This is a genomic window from Streptomyces sp. NPDC003635 (genome assembly GCF_053587635.1).
Map to the genome: position 1 here is coordinate 35,741 of NZ_JBSFOK010000028.1, position 20,875 is coordinate 56,615.

Annotated in this window: 16 protein-coding genes; 12 read left to right on the forward strand and 4 right to left on the reverse strand. The window is 69.6% G+C overall.

Features of this window, described 5'->3' with window-relative positions; translation table 11 throughout:
- The first annotated feature begins 90 nt into the window (after nucleotides 1–90).
- The 11 genes from ACWDRW_RS24670 (at nucleotide 91) to ACWDRW_RS24720 (ending at nucleotide 14,758) form a co-directional block, all read left to right on the forward strand.
- Nucleotides 91–801 carry an RraA family protein gene (locus tag ACWDRW_RS24670; protein ID WP_451726203.1) on the forward strand — a complete coding sequence of 237 codons (711 nt, stop codon included), beginning with the start codon at nucleotides 91–93 and terminating at the stop codon, nucleotides 799–801.
- On the forward strand, nucleotides 788–1,939 hold the full coding sequence (locus tag ACWDRW_RS24675) for a glycoside hydrolase family 88 protein (RefSeq protein WP_451726204.1): 1,152 nt from the start codon (nucleotides 788–790) through the stop codon (nucleotides 1,937–1,939). Before ACWDRW_RS24670 ends, ACWDRW_RS24675 begins: the two co-directional genes overlap by 14 nt.
- On the forward strand, nucleotides 1,932–3,020 hold the full coding sequence (locus ACWDRW_RS24680) for an ABC transporter permease (RefSeq protein ID WP_451726205.1): 1,089 nt from the start codon (nucleotides 1,932–1,934) through the stop codon (nucleotides 3,018–3,020). The genes ACWDRW_RS24675 and ACWDRW_RS24680 overlap by 8 nt, the downstream gene beginning before the upstream one ends.
- Nucleotides 3,017–3,904 (forward strand): carbohydrate ABC transporter permease, encoded by an 888-nt coding sequence (locus ACWDRW_RS24685; RefSeq protein WP_451726206.1) that lies wholly within the window; start codon nucleotides 3,017–3,019, stop codon nucleotides 3,902–3,904. Before ACWDRW_RS24680 ends, ACWDRW_RS24685 begins: the two co-directional genes overlap by 4 nt.
- Before the next feature lie 164 nt (nucleotides 3,905–4,068).
- Nucleotides 4,069–5,724 carry an extracellular solute-binding protein gene (locus tag ACWDRW_RS24690; RefSeq protein ID WP_451726207.1) on the forward strand — a complete coding sequence of 552 codons (1,656 nt, stop codon included), beginning with the start codon at nucleotides 4,069–4,071 and terminating at the stop codon, nucleotides 5,722–5,724.
- Between the two features lie 153 nt (nucleotides 5,725–5,877).
- The gene (locus ACWDRW_RS24695) at nucleotides 5,878–8,085 is read left to right on the forward strand and encodes an alpha-galactosidase (RefSeq protein ID WP_451726208.1); all 2,208 of its coding nucleotides are present in this window, start codon (nucleotides 5,878–5,880) and stop codon (nucleotides 8,083–8,085) included.
- A gap of 9 nt (nucleotides 8,086–8,094) precedes the next feature.
- Nucleotides 8,095–9,117, forward strand: a complete 1,023-nt coding sequence (locus ACWDRW_RS24700) for a hydroxyacid dehydrogenase (protein WP_451726209.1) — start codon at nucleotides 8,095–8,097, stop codon at nucleotides 9,115–9,117.
- Nucleotides 9,114–11,078 carry a DUF2264 domain-containing protein gene (locus ACWDRW_RS24705; protein WP_451726210.1) on the forward strand — a complete coding sequence of 655 codons (1,965 nt, stop codon included), beginning with the start codon at nucleotides 9,114–9,116 and terminating at the stop codon, nucleotides 11,076–11,078. Before ACWDRW_RS24700 ends, ACWDRW_RS24705 begins: the two co-directional genes overlap by 4 nt.
- A 62-nt stretch (nucleotides 11,079–11,140) precedes the next feature.
- Entirely contained in the window at nucleotides 11,141–12,292 is a 1,152-nt protein-coding gene (locus tag ACWDRW_RS24710; RefSeq protein ID WP_451726211.1) for a glycoside hydrolase 5 family protein, read from the forward strand.
- A gap of 52 nt (nucleotides 12,293–12,344) precedes the next feature.
- On the forward strand, nucleotides 12,345–13,820 hold the full coding sequence (locus ACWDRW_RS24715; RefSeq protein ID WP_451726212.1) for a GH1 family beta-glucosidase: 1,476 nt from the start codon (nucleotides 12,345–12,347) through the stop codon (nucleotides 13,818–13,820).
- Nucleotides 13,821–13,939: 119 nt separating this feature from the next.
- Nucleotides 13,940–14,758: an AraC family transcriptional regulator gene (locus ACWDRW_RS24720; protein WP_451726213.1), complete on the forward strand. Its 819-nt coding sequence runs from the start codon at nucleotides 13,940–13,942 to the stop codon at nucleotides 14,756–14,758.
- A gap of 21 nt (nucleotides 14,759–14,779) precedes the next feature.
- On the opposite strand, the gene ACWDRW_RS24725 is transcribed toward ACWDRW_RS24720, so the two are convergent.
- The 3 genes from ACWDRW_RS24725 to ACWDRW_RS24735 all read right to left on the reverse strand — a co-directional run bounded on the left by ACWDRW_RS24725 (nucleotide 14,780) and on the right by ACWDRW_RS24735 (nucleotide 17,514).
- A complete protein-coding gene (locus ACWDRW_RS24725) occupies nucleotides 14,780–15,541 on the reverse strand; it encodes an SDR family oxidoreductase (RefSeq protein WP_451726214.1) in 762 nt (253 codons plus the stop codon).
- Nucleotides 15,538–16,578: a zinc-dependent alcohol dehydrogenase gene (locus ACWDRW_RS24730; protein WP_451726215.1), complete on the reverse strand. Its 1,041-nt coding sequence runs from the start codon at nucleotides 16,576–16,578 to the stop codon at nucleotides 15,538–15,540. Before ACWDRW_RS24730 ends, ACWDRW_RS24725 begins: the two co-directional genes overlap by 4 nt.
- Nucleotides 16,579–16,731: 153 nt before the next feature.
- Nucleotides 16,732–17,514 (reverse strand): SDR family oxidoreductase, encoded by a 783-nt coding sequence (locus tag ACWDRW_RS24735; protein ID WP_451726216.1) that lies wholly within the window; start codon nucleotides 17,512–17,514, stop codon nucleotides 16,732–16,734.
- A 303-nt stretch (nucleotides 17,515–17,817) separates the two neighbouring features.
- Between ACWDRW_RS24735 and ACWDRW_RS24740 the strand changes: the two genes are divergently transcribed.
- Nucleotides 17,818–19,752 (forward strand): heparinase II/III domain-containing protein, encoded by a 1,935-nt coding sequence (locus tag ACWDRW_RS24740; protein WP_451726217.1) that lies wholly within the window; start codon nucleotides 17,818–17,820, stop codon nucleotides 19,750–19,752.
- Here the strand turns inward: ACWDRW_RS24740 and ACWDRW_RS24745 are convergent.
- Nucleotides 19,724–20,839: a TerC family protein gene (locus ACWDRW_RS24745; RefSeq protein WP_451726218.1), complete on the reverse strand. Its 1,116-nt coding sequence runs from the start codon at nucleotides 20,837–20,839 to the stop codon at nucleotides 19,724–19,726. The two genes, ACWDRW_RS24740 and ACWDRW_RS24745, sit on opposite strands and share 29 nt — an antisense overlap.
- Nucleotides 20,840–20,875 lie beyond the last annotated feature (36 nt).

Consider the following 20,875-nt stretch of genomic DNA (forward strand, 5'->3'; position numbering starts at 1 on the left):
CGTGGGACCACATCGCGCACATCAGCAGGTCGCCCTCACGAGCCGAACCGGGCAGACCGCTTGCTCAGGTGAAGAAAGCAGGATCCGGCGTTGTCGAACGATGTCTCGAACCCCGTCCCCAGCGAAGACGGCCCCGGCCATCCGCCGCGGATCGCCGACCGCGAGCTGTGCGACCGCTACGGCGAAGTGCCCACGGCAGCCATCAACGACGTACTCCGGGCGCACGGCCTGCTGCATCAGGTACTCCCGTCGGCTGTCGCACCGCTGAATCCGACGTCACGCACCGCCGGTATCGCCTTCACGATCAAGGGCTCGAAGAGTCTGGTTCTCGACAACGAGATGGCGGAACGCGCCGCGATGCTCGAAGCGATCACGAGCGACTCGGTGTGCGTCTGGGACACGTCGGCGGACGACGAGTCCGCTCAGTGGGGCGAGGTGATGACCCTGGCGGCGATGCGCCAGGGTGCCCGTGGAGCGGTCGTCGACGGTGGCGTGCGGGACACCGAGAAGCTGCTCGAGCTGGGGTTCCCCGTCTTCTGCCGGTACCGCACGTCCAACGGCATGCTCGGCAGGTTCCGGATGTCCGCCTGGCAGACACCGGTTCGCATCGGCTCGGTGACCGTCGAGCCCGGTGACGTGATCGTCGGCGACCTGGACGGCGTCATCGTGGTGCCCAGGAACCGGGCTGCCGAGGTCCTGCTCGCCGCTGAGGCCGTCAAAGAGCAGGAGAACGACATCAAGTCGCTGATCCACGACGGGCTGACCCCCCGAGAGGTGGTGGAGCGCGGTGGGTATTTCTGAGCGGACCCCGCAGGGGCTCATATCGCCTGCCGCCGAGCCGGCCTCACTCGCCGTGGACCTGTACGACCACTACGAGCGGCTCGGCGAGGTGAAGGCCTACTACGGACTCCTGGCCGTCTACGCACTGGCGCGCGTGGGTCAAGTCACCGGGAACTCCGAGGTGCTGGACCGTGTCGAGCGAGTACTGCGCCGGTTCCCCGAGGAGATCGAGCATCCCCCGTACAACTTCCCCAGCTATCGGATCGGCGGGATGGCGCAGAGCTTTCTCGTCGCCCAGGGACGGATGCCGGAGCGTCGGGAGTGGGTGCGTGAGTACGCCGAGGAGATGATGACGGCGCCCCGCGACGGCAAGGGCATCCTCAAGCTCCCACACACCTCCGGCGAGCTCATCTGGATCGACGCGGCGATGGCGGCGACCCCCTTCCTCCTCCAGGCCGGGCAGGCACTTCGGGAGCGCCGGTACATCGACGAGGCCGTCGACCAGGCGGTGCTCCTCTACGACGAGCTGCTGGATCCCGCTAACGGTCTGCTGCACCAGTGCCGCGGATTCATCGCCCCGGGAGTCTTCTCCCAGGACCACTGGGGACGCGGGAATGGCTGGGGGTACTTCGCCCTGGCCGAGCTGGTGCGCGGCCTGGCCCCCGACGACCCCCGCAGGGGCGAGGTGGTCAGCCGGTTCCGGGCCCTGTCCCAGGCGCTGCTGCCGCATCAGAGCTCCCGGGGCCTGTGGCGGCAGGAGATACCGCTGCCGACGGCCTGGGAGGAGTCCTCCGGCACCGGCCTGATCCTCTACGGCATCGGGGTGGGGATCGAGCGCGGCGTCCTCGAAGGGCCCGTGTGGCGCGACGCGCTGCGCCGTGGCCTGACCGGTCTCACCGGCAGCTGCGTCAACCAGGACTTCTCGATCGAGAACAGCTGTCTGGGCACGCTGTGCCCGGGAACCGGCGACGCCAGGGGCACCGTCGAGGCGTACCTGACCGCCCAGGCCCCGTTCCGCGACGAGCCGCACGGCTGCGGGCCGCTGATCCTGGCGCTGAGCGTCGCGCCCGTCGTGGGCGTGGATGGCGTGGTCCTGCGCGCCGAACCGCAGCAGACCACGTTCCTGGAACCATGGAAGGGGCGCCACGCTCATGGCTGATCACATACGGGGCGGCCGCACCGCGTCGGACGAGGGCAGGGCCGTCACGGTGAGGCAGGCCCGCCTGCCTCAGGTCCCGGGCGCCGCGAACGGCTCCGGCACGGCAGGCCCGAACGACGACAAGCGCCAAGGGGCCCGGGCCGGGCGCCGCGACCGGCGCAGGCCGGCCAGGACCTCGCGACGCCAGCGACTCGTCCGCGACCGGGCACTGCTCCTGATGGTCCTGCCGGGCCTGCTGTTGTTCATCGTCTTCCACTATCTGCCGTTGCTCGGCAACGTCATCGCGTTCCAGGACTACGTGCCGTTCATCGGCATCCCGGACTCCCCGTTCGTGGGTCTGCGGAACTTCGAGACACTGTTCGCGGACCCGGCGTTCTGGAACGCCGTCCGCAACACCCTCGTCATCACGCTCCTCAACCTGGTGCTGTTCTTTCCCGTCCCGATCGCGATCGCGCTGCTCCTCGACAGCCTGTTCCACGAGCGGATCAAGGGCCTCATCCGCAGCGCGATGTTCCTGCCCCACTTCATCTCCTGGGTCGTCATCGTCGCGCTGTTCCAGCAGATCCTCGGCGATGCCGGCGTCATCAACCAGTTCATGCTGGACCGGGGCTGGGACACCATCGACGTCATCGGCAACGAGTCGCTGTTCAAGCTGCTCCTCGTCGCCGAGGTGACGTGGAAGGACGCGGGCTGGGCGTCCATCATCCTGACCGCGGCGCTCGCCTCGATCGACTCCAGCCAGTACGAGTCGGCCGCTGTGGACGGGGCCGGGTACTGGCGGCGGCTGTGGCACGTCTCCCTGCCGGGCCTGCGGCCGGTGATCATCCTGCTGCTGATCCTCCGGCTCGGGGACGCCCTGACGGTGGGCTTCGAGCAGGTCCTCCTGCAGCGCTCTAGCGTCGGCCCCGAGGCCGCCGAAGTACTCGATACCTACATCTACTTCTTCGGGGTGGAGAACGGAAACTGGTCGGTCGCCGCAGCGGCCGGTCTGTTCAAGGGGATTGTGGCGCTGTTCCTGGTGCTCGGCGCGAACAAGCTTGCCCACAGGTTCGGCCAGGACGGGGTGTACACGAAGAAATGAGCCGATACGCAGCCAACCGCCCGGCGTGGATGGAGAAGCCTTCCCTGCTCGCCCGCATCGTCAAGTTCACCGTGCTGGCCGCCCTTCTGGTCGCGGTCGTCTTCCCCTTCCTGGTCGTCCTCTCGACCAGTGTGTCGAGTCAGGAGGCGATCTCCCGCGCGGGAGGCATGGTGGTCCTCCCGACGGACCTCTCGTTCGCCGCGTACACCGAGATCCTGGGCGGCGGCGTGGTCAGCCGGGCCGTCGCCATCAGCCTCCTGATCACCGTCGTCGGCACCCTCCTCAGCGTGTCGTGCACGGTGCTGGCGGCCTACGGGCTGAGCCGGCGCGACTCGTTCGCCCACGGCCCCCTGCTGACGATCGTGTTGCTGACCCTCCTCTTCACCCCGGGCATCATCCCGAGCTACCTGGTGGTGAAGCAGCTGGGGCTGCTGGACAGCTACTGGGCGCTGATCCTTCCGACCGCGATCAACGCCTTCAACCTCGTGATCCTCAGGAACTTCTTCCTCGAGATCCCCTCGGAACTGCGGGAAGCCGCGCGCATCGACGGGGCGGGAGAGCTCACGATCCTGCGACGCGTCGTCCTCCCGCTGTCCAAGGCGATCGTCGCCGTCATCGCGATGTTCTACGGAGTCGCGTACTGGAACTCCTTCTTCAGCGCGATGCTCTACATGACGACGGAGTCGAAGTGGCCGCTCCAACTGGTCCTGCGGGTCTTCGTGCTCGAAGGCCAGGACATGGCCGTCTCCGGCGAAGCGCCGCCTCCGCAGCAGGCCCTGCAGATGGCGATCGTGGTCGTCGCCATCATTCCAGTCCTGATCGCCTTCCCGTTCGTGCAGCGGCACTTCACCAAGGGAGTCATCACCGGCGCCATCAAGGGCTGACCCGGTGAGGACCTCGCGATCCTCCTGTCTGCACCCCCAGCCGTCCCCGCATCACCCCCGGGCCGTTCCTCGGTCCGCCAATCCTTCCCGCGCTCCCTCGCAGCGCCTCGGCTGAACAGCCGACGACCGTCACGTCCGTCCATCTCCGAAGGGTCAGTGAAGCCATGAGCCGCTCCAGCAACCTCCCGAACCCACCGCTCGACAGACGGCGGTTCCTGTCCCTGGCCGCGCTGGCCGGCGCCTCGGTCGGCACCGGTCTGCTGACCGGCTGCAGTTCCAGCGGATCCGGGGGCAGCGGCGCCGGGGGCGGCGCCGCCGTCGACCTGCCGACGTTTGTCGCGCCGAAAGGGCTGAAGCCGGACCTCCCGGGCACGTCGGCCGGTGTCGCACCCGGCTACTTCAATTATCCGGACCAGCTGATCCGGACGGTCGACAAGGCGCCCGGCAGCGGCACCGAACTCAAGTCGATGGTCATGACCTTCTCGCCGGCTCCCGCCCGCTCGAAGTACTTCGAGGCCGTCAACAAGGCCCTGAACGCTCCCGTCGACCTCGTGATGGTGCCCGCGGCCGACTACGCGCAGCGCTTCAACACCGTCGTCGCCGGCGGCGATCTTCCCCACACCATGGAGATCGTGTGGTACCTCGGTCTCCCGCGGCTGACCGAGTTCCTGCGGGCCAAGTGCGTCGACCTGTCGGACCACCTGTCCGGCGACGCCGTGAAGAAGTACCCGAACCTCGCGGCGATCCCCACGCCGAGCTGGAGCGGTGTCCGGATCAACGGCCGCATCTGGGGCATCCCCATCCCGCGCAACCCCTTCCAGCCCGCGCCGTTCTACCGCCGGGACATCGTCGAGGCACGGGGCGTCGCCCTTCCCGCGAACGCCGATGAATTCATCTCGTTCTGCAAGGAGTTCACGAACCGCAGGCGCGGCGAGTACGCCATAGCCGGCACGAACCCCGCCAACCCCTTCGGCATCGACTACTACCGGGGCATGTTCGGCGTGCCCAACGGCTGGACCGAGGACGGCGGGAAGCTGACCTACTTCATCGAGACCGACGCGTTCCGGGAATCGGTCGCCTTCAGCAAGAAGCTGTGGGATGCGGGCGTCTACCACCCCGACAGCCCCTCGATGGACCAGAACAAGGGCGCGAACCTCTTCACCACGCGCAAGGCACTGATCACCTTCCGCGGAAACCAGGGGTGGGGAACGATCCAGCGGGACGGGCAGAGCGTCGACCCCGACCTTCTGGTGGGCGCGCTCCCGCAGATCGGTGCCGACGGCGGCCCCGGGCAGAACAACCTCGGCGCGGGCTCGTTCGGCATGACGGTGATCACGAAGGCTGCGGAGGACCGGGTCGAGGAGATCCTCGCGATCGCCAACTACCTCGCCGCGCCCTTCGGCACCCAGGAGTACGACCTCGTCAACTTCGGCCAGCGCAAGGTGCACAGCACCGACTCCAAGACGGGCCCCGCCCTCACGAAGCTGGGGCAGAAGGAGATCATCCTCTCCTACCAGTACGTGGGCGCCGCCGAACAAGTCCTGTTCGACGCGCAGTACGTCGACGAGTACGTCAAGCCGGCCCACGCATGGCAGAGCGATCTGTCGAAGAACGGCGTGCGAAACGCTGTGCACGGCCTGACGTCCCCGACGGAGTCGAGGGTCGCCTCGTCGCTGCAGACCCTGATCGACGACACCGTCACCTCGGTCACGGTGGGACGCAAGCCGATGTCCGCGCTCGACGACCTGGTGAGCCAATGGAAGGCACAGGGCGGCAAGCAGATCAGGACCGAGTACGAGAAGACGCTCGCCAAGCAGTGAGGCGCCGTGCGCCCGGCGACTCCTGTCCGAACCGGGTGCGCCGCACGCGTCCGTGCACGCACCCCCTTGATCCCCGGAGGGGCGCCGCTCACCCCTGACGCCCCGCGCGGCGTCCCTCCGGCCCTCCCGCACGAAAGGAAGGAACACCGTCCGATGCCCCTTCATGTCGCGGACGACCGCAGGGCGTGGTTCCTGTGCACACCCCGCACGCTGTACGCCGTCGCCCTGTCCGAGAACGGGCTGCCCGTGCAACGCCACTGGGGCGCCGCACTGCCGCGAATCGACTGGGAGACGGTACGCCGAGGTGAGCAGCCACGGTGGCAGACGGACAGTGCTCGTCCCGCCCAGCTCGAGCAGGAGATCATCCCGGACGGCGGTCTCGGCTGGGCGCTGCCGGGGCTGCAGGTCGAGTTCCCCGGGAACGTCCGGGCTCTGGAACTCGAGTACGACGGATACGAGATCACCGAGGGCTCGCACCAGCAGGACCTGCATCTGCGGCTGCGGGACCGGTTGTTCCCCCTGACCGTGACGCTGCATTACGCGGTGCGGGACGACACCGACGTCATCCGCCGGTGGCTGACGCTCGACTGGGCCGAGACCGCCACGGGAGACCTGACCGTGCTGCGAGCGGACTCCGCCTCCTGGCGCGTCGAGGAGGAGGACGACCCGTGGTTCAGCACGGTTCACGGCCACTGGGGGGCGGAGAGCCGCCTGCGCCGCTCCCCGGTCCCCGACGGTGAACTCACGCTGACGGCCCGCACGGGAACGACGAGCCACCACCACAACCCCTGGGTCATGCTGCATGCCCCCGGAGTGTCGGAGGACCAGGGGCAGGTGCGCGGCGTGGCCCTCGCCTGGAGCGGGAGCTGGCACCTCACCGTGCAGCGGCGGGCCGAGGGAGATGTCGCCGTCGGCGCGGGCTTCGGGCACGAGGGAGTTCACCTCCGGCTCGCGCCCGGCGACTCCTACGAAGGCCCCGCCTCGCTCGGCCTGTACACGGTCGGCGGGTTCGGTGCGGCGTCCCGCGCGTGGCACGACTACCTGAACGCGCACGTCAAGCCCTCGCCCGACGAGGTGCGACCGGTGCTCTACAACGCTTGGGAGGCCACCGAGTTCGACGTCCGCGAGGCGGACCAGATCGCTCTTGCCGAGCGTGCGGCTCGGCTGGGAGCGGAGCTGTTCGTGCTGGACGACGGCTGGTTCGGTAGCCGCGTCGACAGCAGCCACGGCCTGGGCGACTGGCACCCGAACCCCGAGCGCTTCCCGAAGGGTCTGCACCCGCTCGCCGGTCATGTGCGGAGCCTCGGCATGGGCTTCGGGCTCTGGGTGGAACCCGAGATGGTCAACCCGCACAGCGACCTCTACCGAGCCCATCCCGACTGGGTGCTGCACTTCCCCGACCGGGTCCGGCACGAGGCGCGCAACCAGCTCGTCCTCAACTTCGCCCGCCCCGACGTCCAGGAGTGGGCACTGCGCTGGCTGGACGACCTGGTCGGGGAGTACCGGCTGGACTTCCTGAAGTGGGACATGAACCGCCCGTTCTCCCAGGTGGGCTGGCCCGAGCGTCCTGCCGACCAGGGGTGGGTCTGGTACCGCCACACCGAGGCCGTCTACCGCGTCATGGACGTGCTGCGGTCGCGTCATCCGTATCTGCGGATCGAGTCCTGCTCCGGCGGCGGCGGCCGGGTGGACGCCGGCATCCTGCAGCGGGTCGACCAGTTCTGGACCTCCGACAACACCGACGCGCTGGACCGGCAGACCATCCAGCACGGCTTCTCGCAGCTGTACCCCGCCTCCGTCATGTGCAACTGGGTGACCGACTCGCCGAACCCCATGTCGGGACGGGCCGTGCCGCTGGAGTACCGCTTCCACGTCGCGATGGCCGGGGTGCTCGGCGTGGGGGGAGACCTCAACCGGTGGAGCGAGGCCGAACTGGCCGAGGCGGCCGGCCTTGTCGCGCAGTACAAGCAGATCCGCGCGACCGTCCAGTACGGACGCCAGCACCGGGTGGGCGGACGACCGGGGCACGAGCCGAACGGCGTGCTGTACGTCGGAGCCGACGAAGCGGTGCTGCTCGCCTACGAGCCTCGCCGCTCGTTGTATGCCGGACCTCGCCGGCTCCGACTGACCGGACTGGCCCCGGATATCCGCTACCGGATCGAGCACATGAGTGGCAGGGGCGAAGCGAGCGAGGTCAGCGGCGCGTTCCTCATGGAGCGCGGCCTGGTCGTGCACCCTGATCGTCTGACGCACCCGACCAACGGCACCCAGCGGTTCTCCGCGGAGGACTTCGTGAGTTCCTGCACGCGCCTGACCGCACTTCCCGGGCGCCAAGACGCCGGTGACCCGGCCGGAGAGTGAACCACCGACATGCCTGACTCCCTTCGCACCCTGATCGCGGCGAGCCGCGCAGCGTACGAGCAGCAGTTCGACGAGACGCACCTGGCGAGGCTGCGGCAGGTGGCCGAGCTGTGCGATCCCCCGTTCGTCGCCGACCTGCACCACCCGCGCCACGACCGCCTCCTGCGCGAGGTCCAGGTCCTTCTCACCTCCTGGGGGACACCGGCGCTCGACCGCGAGACCCTGGACCGGATGCCCCGGCTGCGGGCGGTGCTCCACTGCGCCGGGACGGTCAAGCAGCTGGTCGGGGACGCGTTCTGGGAGCGGGAGATCCTGCTCACCAACACGGCCGACGTCAACGCCGTACCGGTCGCCGAGTTCACCTTCGCGTCGATCCTGCTCGCCGGGAAGAAGGCACAGTTCCTCGCCCGCGCCCACATCGCGCGGAGCGTGGTGTGGAATGACGCACTTCACGCACCCTTCGGTCCACTGACCAACTACCGCCCCGAGATCGGGATCGTCGGCTTCTCCCGCATCGGGCGGCTTGTCGTCGAGCGGGTCAGCCGCGGCATGGTCGGGGCGACCTGCTGGGTCGTGGACCCCTATGCCGACACCTCGGCCGTCACCGCTGCCGGCGGTCGGCTCACCACGCTGGAACACATGCTCCCCAGGGTGTCGGTCCTGTCGCTGCACGCCCCGGCGCTGCCGGAGACCCGGCACCTGATCAGCGCCGAGCAGCTGGCCCTCCTCCCCGACCACGCCACCGTCATCAACACCGCCCGCGGGAGCCTCATCGACTCCGCCGCACTCGAGGCCGAGTGCGTGTCCGGTCGGCTGAACGCCGTCCTCGACGTCACCGACCCCGAGCCGCTGCCGACGACGAATGTCTTGCACACGCTGCAGAACGTGTCCCTGACCCCTCATATCGCCGGGTCGTTGAACACCGAGACACACCGCCTCACGGACCGCGCGATCGACGAGCTCGAACGACTCGCCCGCGGGCTGCCTCCCCTCAGCCCCGTCCGGCGGACAGATCTGGAGAGATCGGCATGAGCACAGCCCGAACAACGACCGTCCGGCAGAAGGTGTACGAGGTCCCTGAGGACCGGCGCCTCGCGCCCCACACGGGATGGACGCGCCAGCACCTCGCCGTCCTCGCGGACGAACTGCTGCTGGCGGTGCGGCCGTACGCCACCGCGGACCGTTCCCACATCCTGATCCCCGCGGGCGACGGCCGCGACGTGCGGCCGATCGACGGCCTCGAGGGATTCGCGAGAACCTTCCTGCTCGCGGCGTTCCGCCTGGCCGGAGAACGGGGTGAGGACCCGCTCGGCCTCGCCGAGTGGTACGCGTCGGGCCTGGCCGCCGGCGTCGACCCCGCGAACCCCGGCCGCTGGCCGCGCCCCGACGAGCACGCCCAGGCGAAGGTCGAGGCCGCGGCCCTGGCCATCGGCCTGTACTTCACCCGCGCTTGGGTGTGGACCCGCCTCACCGAAGAACAACGGGGCAACGTTGTCGCGTACTTGGCCAGTGTGCTCGGTACCGAGGGACCCAATACCAACTGGATCTGGTTCCGCCTGGTCGTCGAGCAGTTCCTCGACACGGTCGGCGGACCGAGCGACCCCGGCGACGTGCACGCCGATCTCCAGGCGCACGAGTCCTTCGTCCGGCCGAACGGCTGGTACGCGGACGGCGTCACGCGGGCGTTCGATCACTACAACGGGTGGGCCCTGCAGCTGTATCCCTTCCTGTGGCGGGGGATGGGGGGAGGGACGCAGGCCGCGGAGGCGGCCTACCGGGCGCGGTTCGACCGGTTCCTCGCCGACGCGGCGCGGCTCGTGGGAGCCGACGGCGCCCCGCTGGTGCAGGGGCGGAGCCTGATCTACCGCTTCGCCGCCGCCGCACCCTTCTGGACGGCGGCGCTCATCGGCAGCGACGTGCTCTCGCTCGGACAGCTCCGGCGCGCGGCGATGGGCGTGGTCCGGCACTTCGTCGACCACGGCGTGCCCGACGAGCGCGGCATCCTGTCGCTGGGATGGTTTCGCGCCTGGCCGGACCTCGCCCAGGCGTACTCGGGCACCGGCTCGCCGTACTGGGCGGCAAAGGGCCTGATCGGGCTGGCGCTGCCGGCCGACCACCCCCTGTGGAACGCCGTCGAGGAGCCGCTGCCGAGTGAGCGGTCGTCCATGGTGTCCGTGATCCAGGCTCCCGGGTGGCTGGTCAGCTCGACGGCCGCCGACGGCGTCGTCCGCGTCTACAACCACGGCACCGACCACGCCCTGCCCGGCGACGAGGTGAGTGACGAGCCGACCTACGCGCGCCTGGCGTACTCGACGGCGACGTTCCCGTTGCTGCGAGCGGAGGCAGGCCATCTTCCCGATTCCGCGGTCGTGGTCCGGGACGTGCGGGGCCGTACCAGCCATCGTGCGGGGTTCCAACGGCTGGCCACCGGATGTGACGCCGACGGGACGGCGTTCGGGTTCTCCCGGTGGACGAGCCGATGGATGGACCTGTACGAGGGCCAACCGGACTTCGCCCACGGCAGGCATGGCTCGAACCGGTACGGGCCCGTCCTCATGGTCGGGTCCGTCGTACGCGACGAATGGGAAGTGCGCCTGTTCAGGCTCGACGCACACCCCGGGGAGACCGCCCGCGCCACGTCCCTCGCCGTCACCGGATGGCCGGTCACCGGCGGCCGCTTGCTGGCCCTCGGTGGCGCCGCCGTCATCACCGACGGACTGCGCTCCAGCGTCCGACCGGTCCGCGGGAATCCCCGTAGCGGCGTCCAGACCGATCCCGACGCCACGCCGCTGCCCGGTGGGTCCGCCACACCCTGGCTCGTCTTCGACGAACCGGAGCGCGGACGGTGGCAGGCGGCGATTGTCGAACTGAGCGGGGCGGACCCGGCGCCGCCGCCGCGCGTCGCACTCGAGACCGACCTGTGCACCGTCACCTGGGGTGACGGCTCCACACATCGCGTACGTCTTCCCGACGTTATGGAGCCCGCCGCATGAAGACCCAGCCGCGAAGCCGCGCAGCGGGAGCACGGTGCACACCGCGCTTCGGAGTGAACTACGTGCCCTCGTCCGGGTGGTGGTACTCCTGGGTGGACTGGGACGAGACGGCAATCGCCGGCGATCTGGAAGCCATCGCCGCCCTGGGAGCCGACCACATTCGGATCCACTGCACGTGGCCGCTGTTCCAGCCCAACTCTCGTCTCGTCAGCCCGAGAATGCTGGACCATCTGGCGAGGCTTCTCGACCGTGCCGACGAGGCGGGACTGGACGTCGTCGCCGCCGTGTTCGACGGCTGGCTCAGCGGCTTCGAGTTCCGGCCGTCCTGGGTACCGAACCGGTCCGCCACGTTCAGCGACGAGTGCGTGATCGCCGCGCAGCTCTCGCTGCTGGACGCGATGGCGGCCCGATGCGGCGGCCATCGGCGCTTCCTCGGGTTCGACATCGCCAACGAGCCCAACGTGCTCACCGGTAGTCCCGGCGACTCGATCACGTTCCAGCAGGGCGACAGCTGGGTCACCCGCCTCTTGGAGCACTGCGAGCGCGTCGCGCCCGGCGGTCTGCACAACGTCGGCATGGACCACGATTGCTGGCTGACCTCGCGGCAGCCCTTCAGCCGGCAGGTGCTGGCCCGGACGGGTGCGGTCACTCCCGTTCACTCCTGGATCTACTTCACCGGGGCACTCGAACGTTACGGGGAGAACGGTGCGGGCAGCGTTCACCTGGCCGCGTACATGCTCGAACTCGCCAAGGCGTTCCACGAGGACCCGCACCGGCCCGTGTGGCTGCAGGAGTACGGCGCGTCCACGCGGTGGATCGACCCCGCGGCCTTCCTCATGGCCGCGACGCGCGCTGCGCTCGACGTGACCGGGCTCTGGGGTGTGACCTGGTGGGCTTCGCACGACATCTCCCGCGATCTCGGCGGATTCGACGAACTGGAGTACGACCTCGGGCTGCTCACGGTCGACAACGAGGTCAAGCCCGCTGGCGCCGCGTTCCGCCGTATCGCACAGGCGGCCCGTGGCGCCGCGTCCCCCGCACCACGCGCGCTCGAGCTGGTCCTCGACGACGACCGCACCCCGGATCTGGACTTCGCCGACGCCTTCTTCGCGCTCGTCGAGCAGGGGCTCCGGCCCGCGATCGTCCTGACGTCACAGACCACCGCCGATGCTCTCGCGCGGCGTGGCATCACAGCCCTTCACGACCCCTCATGAACCCGTCCCGCCGCGGAGCTGACGCGGCGGGACCCGATCCGAAGGCTGCACCATGAGTGAACTGATGGAGAGGCAGGTGGCGTTGAGCGCCCCGCGCATCTTCCCGACCGATTTCGCGTGGGGTACCGCGACCGCCGCCTACCAGATCGAGGGCGCCGCCCGCGAGGGAGGCCGCGGCCCCTCGATCTGGGACACGTTCTCGCACACCCCGGGTCGCACACAGAACGGCGACACAGGCGACGTCGCCTGTGACCACTACCACCGCTGGGCCGAGGACATCGAGCACCTCGTACGTCTCGGCGTTGGCGCCTACCGGCTGTCGATCTCCTGGCCGCGGGTCCAGCCCGGCGGCCGCGGCCCCCTGAACACCGAGGGCGTCGACTTCTACCGGCGGCTCCTCGACTCCCTACGGGAGCGCGACATCCGTCCCTACGTGACGCTGTACCACTGGGACCTGCCGCAGGAACTGGAGGACGCCGGCGGCTGGGCCAACCGTGACACCGCGCTGGCGTTCGCCGACTACGCCCGGCACATGGCCCGCGAGCTGGGTGACCGGGTCGAGGTGTGGACCACACTGAACGAGCCGTTCTGCAGCTCCTACCTCGGCTACGCCTCCATGATCCACGCCCCCGGCCGCACCGAACCGGAGGCGGCGCTTGCAGCCGTGCACCATCTCAACCTGGCGCACGGCCTCGCCATCCGGGCGATCCGCGAGGAGATTCCCGGCGCTCAGACATCGGTCACCCTCAACCTGCACCTGATCCGGCCCGCGGATCCGTCTTCTCCTGCCGACGCGGACGCCGTTCGGCATATCGATGCGCTGGCCAACCGGGCGTTCACCGGACCCATGCTCGACGGCGCCTATCCGCAGGACCTCCTCGCCGACACCGCCCACGTGAGCGACTGGTCCTTCGTGCACGAGGGCGACCTGGAGGCCATCCGCCAGCCGCTGAGCGTACTGGGTGTCAACTACTACTTCACGACACTCGTGCGCAAGCTCGTCGACGGGGGCACTCCCGAGCGGGCCGACGGGCACAGGAGCGGGGACATGTCTCCCTGGGTCGGGGCGGACGACGTCGAGTTCCCGGCCCAGCCGGGCCCGCTGACCGAGATGGGCTGGAACATCGAGCCCTCGGGCATGACCGAACTGCTGCTCGACCTGCACCGCCGCTACCCCGCGCTGCCGCTCGCCGTGACCGAGAACGGAGCCGCGTTCGCGGACGAGGTCACCGTGGACCCCGCCGGCCGGCGCCGTGTACACGACGACCGGCGGGTGCGCTACCTGCGGGATCACATAGAGGCCGTCGGGGCTGCCATCGACTCCGGGGCGGACGTGCGCGCGTACTTCGCCTGGTCCCTCCTGGACAACTTCGAGTGGTCCTACGGCTACACCAAGCGCTTCGGCCTCATCCGCGTCGACTACGCGACGGGGGAGCGCATCTGGAAGGACTCCGCACACTGGTATGCCCGGCTGGCGTCGACGGGCATGCTGCCCGACGCCACCGACGTCGAGCCACTCGACGTCTGACCGTCCGTCTCGTGGCCCGACGCCCGGATGCGGGGCGTCGGGTCCGCCTCAAGGCCGGGACCACGCAAGCACCGGCCAGGGCCCAGCCTTTGGACCTCTCTCGACGCGGTAAGGATCCGATGTCGCCTCGTCCGTCGGAGCCGCACGGTGCGCGCACCTCGTACGACCTGCTCGTCACCAAGATCGAGTACGTGATCGAACGAAAGCCCAACCCGAACTGGCGCATCCGCGACTTCGCCAACCCCAGCTCCACGATCCTCGCCTACTGCGTAGCGGGCCGCGCCCACTACCTCATAGACGGCACGGCCTACGAGATCACCGCCGGCGATGTGCTGTTCATGCCCGAAGCCGCCGCGCACACCGCGTCGAGCGACCCCGATGATCCGTGGCGCTTCGTCTCCACCGCGTTCACCCTCACCGACGAGGCACTTGAACCGCCGGAACCGGGCGCGGTCCCCGTCCTGACGAAGGGGATGCGGGCGGACGTGGCCCCCTATTTCCAGGAGATGTACACGGCCTGGGCGAGGAAGGATCTGGGCCACCTGCTCCGCATCCGTGGGGCGATCGCGCTCACGCTCAACAAGATCGTCTCAACCGGTGACGCACCGGAGCGCGTACCGCCGTACCAGAGAAGGATCAGCAAGGTGACACAGCTGCTCGCCGACAACTTCGACCGGAGCTACGCCGTCGAGGAACTCGCCGAGCTGTGCAACCTCAGCCCTTCGCACTTCCGGACGCTGTTCAAGCGCGCCACCGGGATGACCGCGACCCAGTACCAGCAGCACCTCAAGATCAACAAGGCGACCGAGTTCCTCGCCAGCGGTGAGTACAACGTCACCGAGGCGGCCCGTGCGAGCGGATTCCGTGACGTGTACTACTTCAGCTACCTGTACAAGAAGCTCACCGGGGTCAACCCGTCAGCGGTCGTGCGATCCTGACGCCTCATCAGCGTTAAGGGCTCAGCGGGCCAGCCACCCGCCGTCCACAGGCAGCGTGATGCCGTTGACGTAGGCGGCGGCGTCGGAGGCCAGGAAGACGGCTGCGCCGGCCAGGTCCTCCGCCCGCCCCCATCGGCCGGCCGGGATCCGGTCCAGGATCGCCCCGCTGCGGGCGGGGTCGCCGCGCAGGGCCTCGGTGTTGTCGGTGGCGACGTAGCCCGGAGCGATGGCGTTGACGTTGACTCCGTGCGGCGCCCACTCGTTGGCCAAGGCCTTGGTCAGACCGGTGATGCCGTGCTTCGCGGCGGCGTAGCCGGGAACGGTGACGCCGCCCTGGAAGCTGAGCAGCGACGCGGTAAAGATGATCTTCCCCTGCCCGCGTGCCGCCATGGCCGCCCCCACCGCACGGGTGAGCGTGAACTGCGCGTGCAGGTCGACCTGGAGCACGTACTCCCAATCGGCGTCGCTGTGGACGGCGGCCGGGGCGCGCCGGATGGCGCCCGCGTTGTTGATGAGGATGTCGACCGGTCTCGGTCGCTGGGTCAGCCGCGCGCCCAACCGCCGTACGGCGGCCGGATCGAAGAAGTCGGTGCGGATCGCCTCGAAAGCGCGTCCCGCGCCGGTGACGTCCTTCTCCACGGCGCTGCCCGACGGCTCCAGGTTCGCGCTGACGCCGATGACGTCCGCGCCGGCCTCGGCGAGCGCACGGGCTATCGCCCGCCCGATGCCGCGCCGCGCACCGGTCACCACGGCGAGCCGTCCGGTGAGATCGAAGGCGCTCACGAGGCGGCTCCCTGAACGGCGTCTTCGCAGCGCACGAGAACCTTCATCACGTCGCCGCCGCTCTCCAGCGCCTCGAAGGCCTCGGGCGCCTGGCGCAGCGTCACGACCTGACTGATCAGCCGGTCGACGGGTACCGCACCGTCCGCGACGAGCCCGACCGCCCGCTCGAAGTCGGAGCGGTCGTACAACCGGGCGCCGACCAGGGTGAGTTCCCGCCAGAAGAACCGGTGCAGGTCCAGCTCGCGAGGGTGCGGATGGATGGCAACCATGCACAGCCGGCCGCGCACCCCCAGCACGTCGACCGCCGTAGCCACACCGCCCGCGGCCCCGGACACCTCGAAGGCCACGTCCGCGCCCGCGTCCGCAGTCCACCGCCGCACCCGTTCCGGCACGTCGTCAGCGGCGTCCCAGGAGGGCAGCCCGAGACCGTCGGCGATGCGCCGCCGGTGAGGGCTCAACTCCACGATCCGGACATCGGCGCCCGCGGCCCGGGCCACCAGCGCGATGAGGACACCGACGGGGCCGCCGCCGACCACCACGACCTTCTCTCCCGCACTCACGGCGGCCCTGCTCACGTCATGTACGGCGACGGCCGTCGGCTCGATCAGCGCGGCCCGGTCCAGGGCGAGAGACGCGGGGAGCCGGACGAGCGTCGAGGCGGGCACGATCCAGTGCTGTTGCATCGCCCCGGGAGAGTCGATGCCGAGGAAGTCGAGGCCCCGGCAGATGTGGCGATGGCCGGCCCGGCACGCGGAACACGTGCCGTCCCAGCGCAGCGGCATCACGGTCACCGCGTCGCCGGGCTCCCAGCGCTCCACCTCCGGGCCGGTGCGCACGACACGGCCGGACATCTCGTGCCCGAGAACGGCGGGCCGGCTGACCCGCTGGTCCATGTCACCGTGGTAGATGTGCAGGTCTGTACCGCAGATCCCCACGTAGGCGGGGGAGAGTTCCACTTCCCCCGGGCCGGGCGCAACGGTCTCGGCAGGTGCCAAGTCCAGCGTGCGCGGGGCGGTATAGCGGACGGCAAGGGTCATGATGGGCGAAGATCCCTTCGACGGGGCACCGATGGTCGGTGTCGGACGAGAACAGGGCGGGAGCGGTCCCGCGACTCCTGGCCAGGCCGCTGACGGGGTCCGCTCGACTCGTGCCACCGTCGAGGCGACGCCTACGGCGGCCCGGTTCAGGCGTCACGCGCGTACGCGACCCGTGGACTCGAACTGGATGTCGTGGACGATGATGTGAGCCGGCCGCGACAGGACGAACATGATGGTGTCGACGACGTCGTCGCTCGACATGAGGGCGGTGCGGTCCACCGCCCGGTCCCCCCAGAACGGAGTGTCCGTGCCTCCCGGCGTGAGGTTGGTGACGCGCAGGCGCCTGTCCTTGACCTGCGTCGCGAACGCGCGGGTGAACATGGCGACGGCGGCCTTCGCCGTGCAGTACAGCGGCGCCGCCGGATTGGGGCGGAGACCGGCGAGCGAGCCGACGTTGATGATCAGAGCGTCCTGGTCGCGAAGGTGCGGCAGCGCCTGCGTGCAGGACAGGAACGTGCTGCGCACGTTGACCGCCATCACCTGGTCGAACGTCTCCGTGCTCGCGTTCCGGACATCGCCGGGAACCGAGGCCCCGGCGAGGTTGACGACGGCGTCGAGCCGGCCCAGTGCTCCGGTGGCCTCGGCGTAGAAGGCCTCCACGTCGCCCTCGTTGGTGAAGTCTGCGGCGCAGACGAACACCGCTGGATACGTGGCGCTCAGCTCCTTCAGCCGCTCGCGGGAGGTTCCCGCCGCCGCCACCCGGGCCCCCTGTCCCACCAGACGGTGAACGAGAGCCCTGCCGATCCCGCCGGTGGCACCCACGACGGCGATACGCCGCCCGGCCACCACCCCGTCGCCCTGCCGGGGAACTTCAGGGGTACGGGAAGCCGGACCCTGCGCGCAGCCGGCCTCAGGTGTGTCATTCGCATGTGCCATGGTGCCAGCATGGTGAGGCCGAGCAGTGCGGACCATCGGTGAGACGCCGGATGTTTGCTTGATCCGACCGCCGAGGCCGGGACCGTAGCCCCGGGGAACTCGTGCGCCCCGCGGCGACCGTCGGTTCGTGTAAATACACCCCCAATGACACAAGGGTGTTCGAGGGCCGCTCCCGGAATCATGGGAATCTCACGGAGCCGCGATCACCGGGAGAGTTGCGTGTACGAGCTGTCGGCAGACCGAAAAGCGGGTGCGCGGTTGGACGTGGCTGCCGTCAGGCGACGCATGGCGCACGACCCACGTGTGACCGAGCTCGTACGGGTGATCGCCGAGCGGGCGGCGCGATGGGTGCGCAACCCGACCCTGACCGTTCCCGGCGAGCTGCCCGCGTGGTGGCACGTCGCCTGGGAGCGTCTCGGGGACGTGGCGTTCGTCCACGCGTTGCGGCCGAGTCCGGCGGCGGCAGGCTGGCTTCACGCGGAGACGCTGCGCCTGTGCGCCCTCCCGGTCGATGCGTGGGTGGGACCTTCCTTCCGGCCCAGGCTGGATCCGCCGGTCGGCATGCTCGAAACCGCCCACGTCGGCCTGGGCGTGGCCGAGGTGCTCGAACTCGCGCCGGAGATCTTCACACCCGACGAGCGGAGCGTCGTGACGGACGCCCTCGTCGACCACTGCCTCCTCCCGTGCGAGCGCGCCCTGCTCGGTATGGAGCGAGGGGCCGATCAGTACGCGGTGAGCGGCGGCGAGGAAGGCACACCGCTCAACAACTGGTACATGGTGCTCCTCAACGCCGTCGGCGCCGTGTCCCTGCTGATCGGCGACGAAGACCGGACCGCCACCCTCACCGAGCGCTACGCGCGCGCGGCCGCCCTGTACAACAGCGACAGCTACGGGGAGAGCCTCCAGTACTTCGGGTACGCCTCCTTGCACCACAGCAACCTGCGCGAACTGCTTCTGGCCTACGGACAGACCCCGCTGCCGGACCTCGCCGTCCCCTACGCGGCGATGATGCCGTGGATCGCCCACTCGGCGATGTTCCAGGGCCCGAACGCCGAACTCGGGCCCGGCACTTACACCACGATGGTCAACTTCGGCGACTCCGCCATGACGGCACGTCCTCCGGCCGACCTTCTGACCAGCATCGCCGGGCGGGACGGTGGAGCCGAGCCCGCGGACGCGGCACTGGCCCGCTGGCTGTTCGACCACACCTACAGCGATCTCCAGCTGGAGCCGTCGGGCCTGTCGACCTTCGGATTTTTCTCCCAGATCGGCTGGCGGTCGGCCGTCAACCTGTCCGACGCGGTGGCGGCACGTGCTCCGCACGAGCTCTCGCTCCCCTTGGCGCAGTCCTTCGAGACCGGGACGGTCGCCGTCCGCGACCGGTGGGAGGAGACCAGGACGGTCCTTGCCGCGCAGGCCGGGAACACAGCGCTGAACGTGGACGGTCATCGCCACGACGACCACGGCAGCTTCGTACTCAGCCACGGCGACGAGCTCTTCTTCACCGATCCCGGCCACTGCTCCTACCGGTTGCGCGCCCAGCAGGAGGCGAAGCAGGCCGCGCAGCACAGCACATGGGTGATCACGGATCCGGTCACCGGCGCGACGATCGAGCGAAGCCACGTCCACGGCGCTCCCGTGGGCGACCGGAGCGGCCCTGAACACCGGGCGGGCGTCACGGTGTTCGGCGTGGATCTCGCGGACCGCTACCCGGCCGCCATCACCCGCGCCCGGCGGACCTGGATCACCCTGCTCCCGCACATCGTGCTCGTCGTCGACGACATCGCCGCCAGGGAGCCGGTCACCGTCGACACCCGCTTCCTGCTCAACGACCGCGACCACGCGCTGCGGGTGAACCAAGCCACGGACCAGCGGCTCGTCCTGCGACGGGGGGCGGCCGCCGCGAAGTTCTTCCTCCTGCGGGCCGAGGACGACGGCGGGCAGGTGTCGCCCCCGTTCCAGCGGAGCTGGACCGCCGTGCACGACATCTACCAGCCTCAGCCCAATGCCCCCACGCAGGGACGTGAGGGCGGCGGCGTCGTGTACAGCCTGGTCACCCCGCAACCCACGACGCGTCACCGGGCGGTGTACTCCATCGTGCTGGACGCCGACCGCGAGATCCGCGGCTGGCACGTCTTCATCACCGAGTCCGGCATCGTCGACATCGAGCGTCCGGACGGAACACGCACGCGGATCGACACGAGCCGACTCACCGCACACGACCCTGCCGGAGAGTAGTTCTCGTCAGGTCGTCCGGCCGGGGCTCAGGGTGCTTGTGACGGGGGCCCTCCTTGCCGTGCGGGGCCGCGGAGGAGGTGGCAGGGCGGTGGCCGGTGGCCGGTGCGGGTTCGGCGGCCTCGTCCGCGTGGCTGGTGCCGTGCGGGGTGTCGCCGTTCTGGCTGCGGGTGGCGATCAGCGACCAGACGATGGAGACGGTGATCGTTACGACGATGACGCCCAGGGTCAGCGGGATGGGCAGCTTGCCGACCGGGGTCTCGGACAGGATGAGCTTGACACCGGCGAAGGCGAGGAGGACCGCGAGCCCGTAGTGCAGGTACGCAAAGCGGCGCAGCAGTCCGGCGAGACAGAAGTACAGGCTGCGCAGTCCCAGGACGGCGAAGGCGTTGGCGGTCCACACGATGAACGTGTTGGTGGTGATCGCGAGGACGGCGGCGACGGAGTCGACGGCGAAGATCAGGTCGGTGGCCTCGATCGCGACGAGAACCACGAACAGCAGCGTCGCGATCCGGCGTCCGTTGACGCGGATGAAGAACTTGTCGTCGTGGAACGTCGGGTCGGTCGGGATGAGCTTCCTGACCAGGCGGACGACCGGGTTGCGGTCGGGGTGGACTTCCTCGTCCTTGGAGACGGCCATCTTCCAGCCCGTCCAGATCAGGAACGCGCCGAAGAGGTAGGCGGTCCAGAAGAACACCTGGAGCAGTTCGGCGCCGATGAAGATGAACACCAGCCGGAAGGCCAGCGCCCCGATCACGCCCCAGAACAGCACCTTGTGCTGGTAGGCGTCGGGGACGGCGAAGAACGAGAAGACCAGCGCGAAGACGAACACGTTGTCGATCGACAGCGCCTTCTCGATCAGATAGCCCGCGTAGTAGGTGGAGGACGCGTCCCCGCCCTGCCACGCCAGGAGGATCAGGCCGAAGCCCAGGCCAATGGCGATCCACAACCCGCTCCACAGCGCGGCCTCGCGGAAGCCGATCACGTGGTTGTCGCGGTGGGCGATCAGGTCGAGGCCGAGCATGACGCCGATGCCGACGGTGACCGCGGCCCACACCCACAGCGGGACCGCGAACGACAGTTCATTCATGGTTGATCGGCTTCCTGGTGGGAGACGACGTGGAGG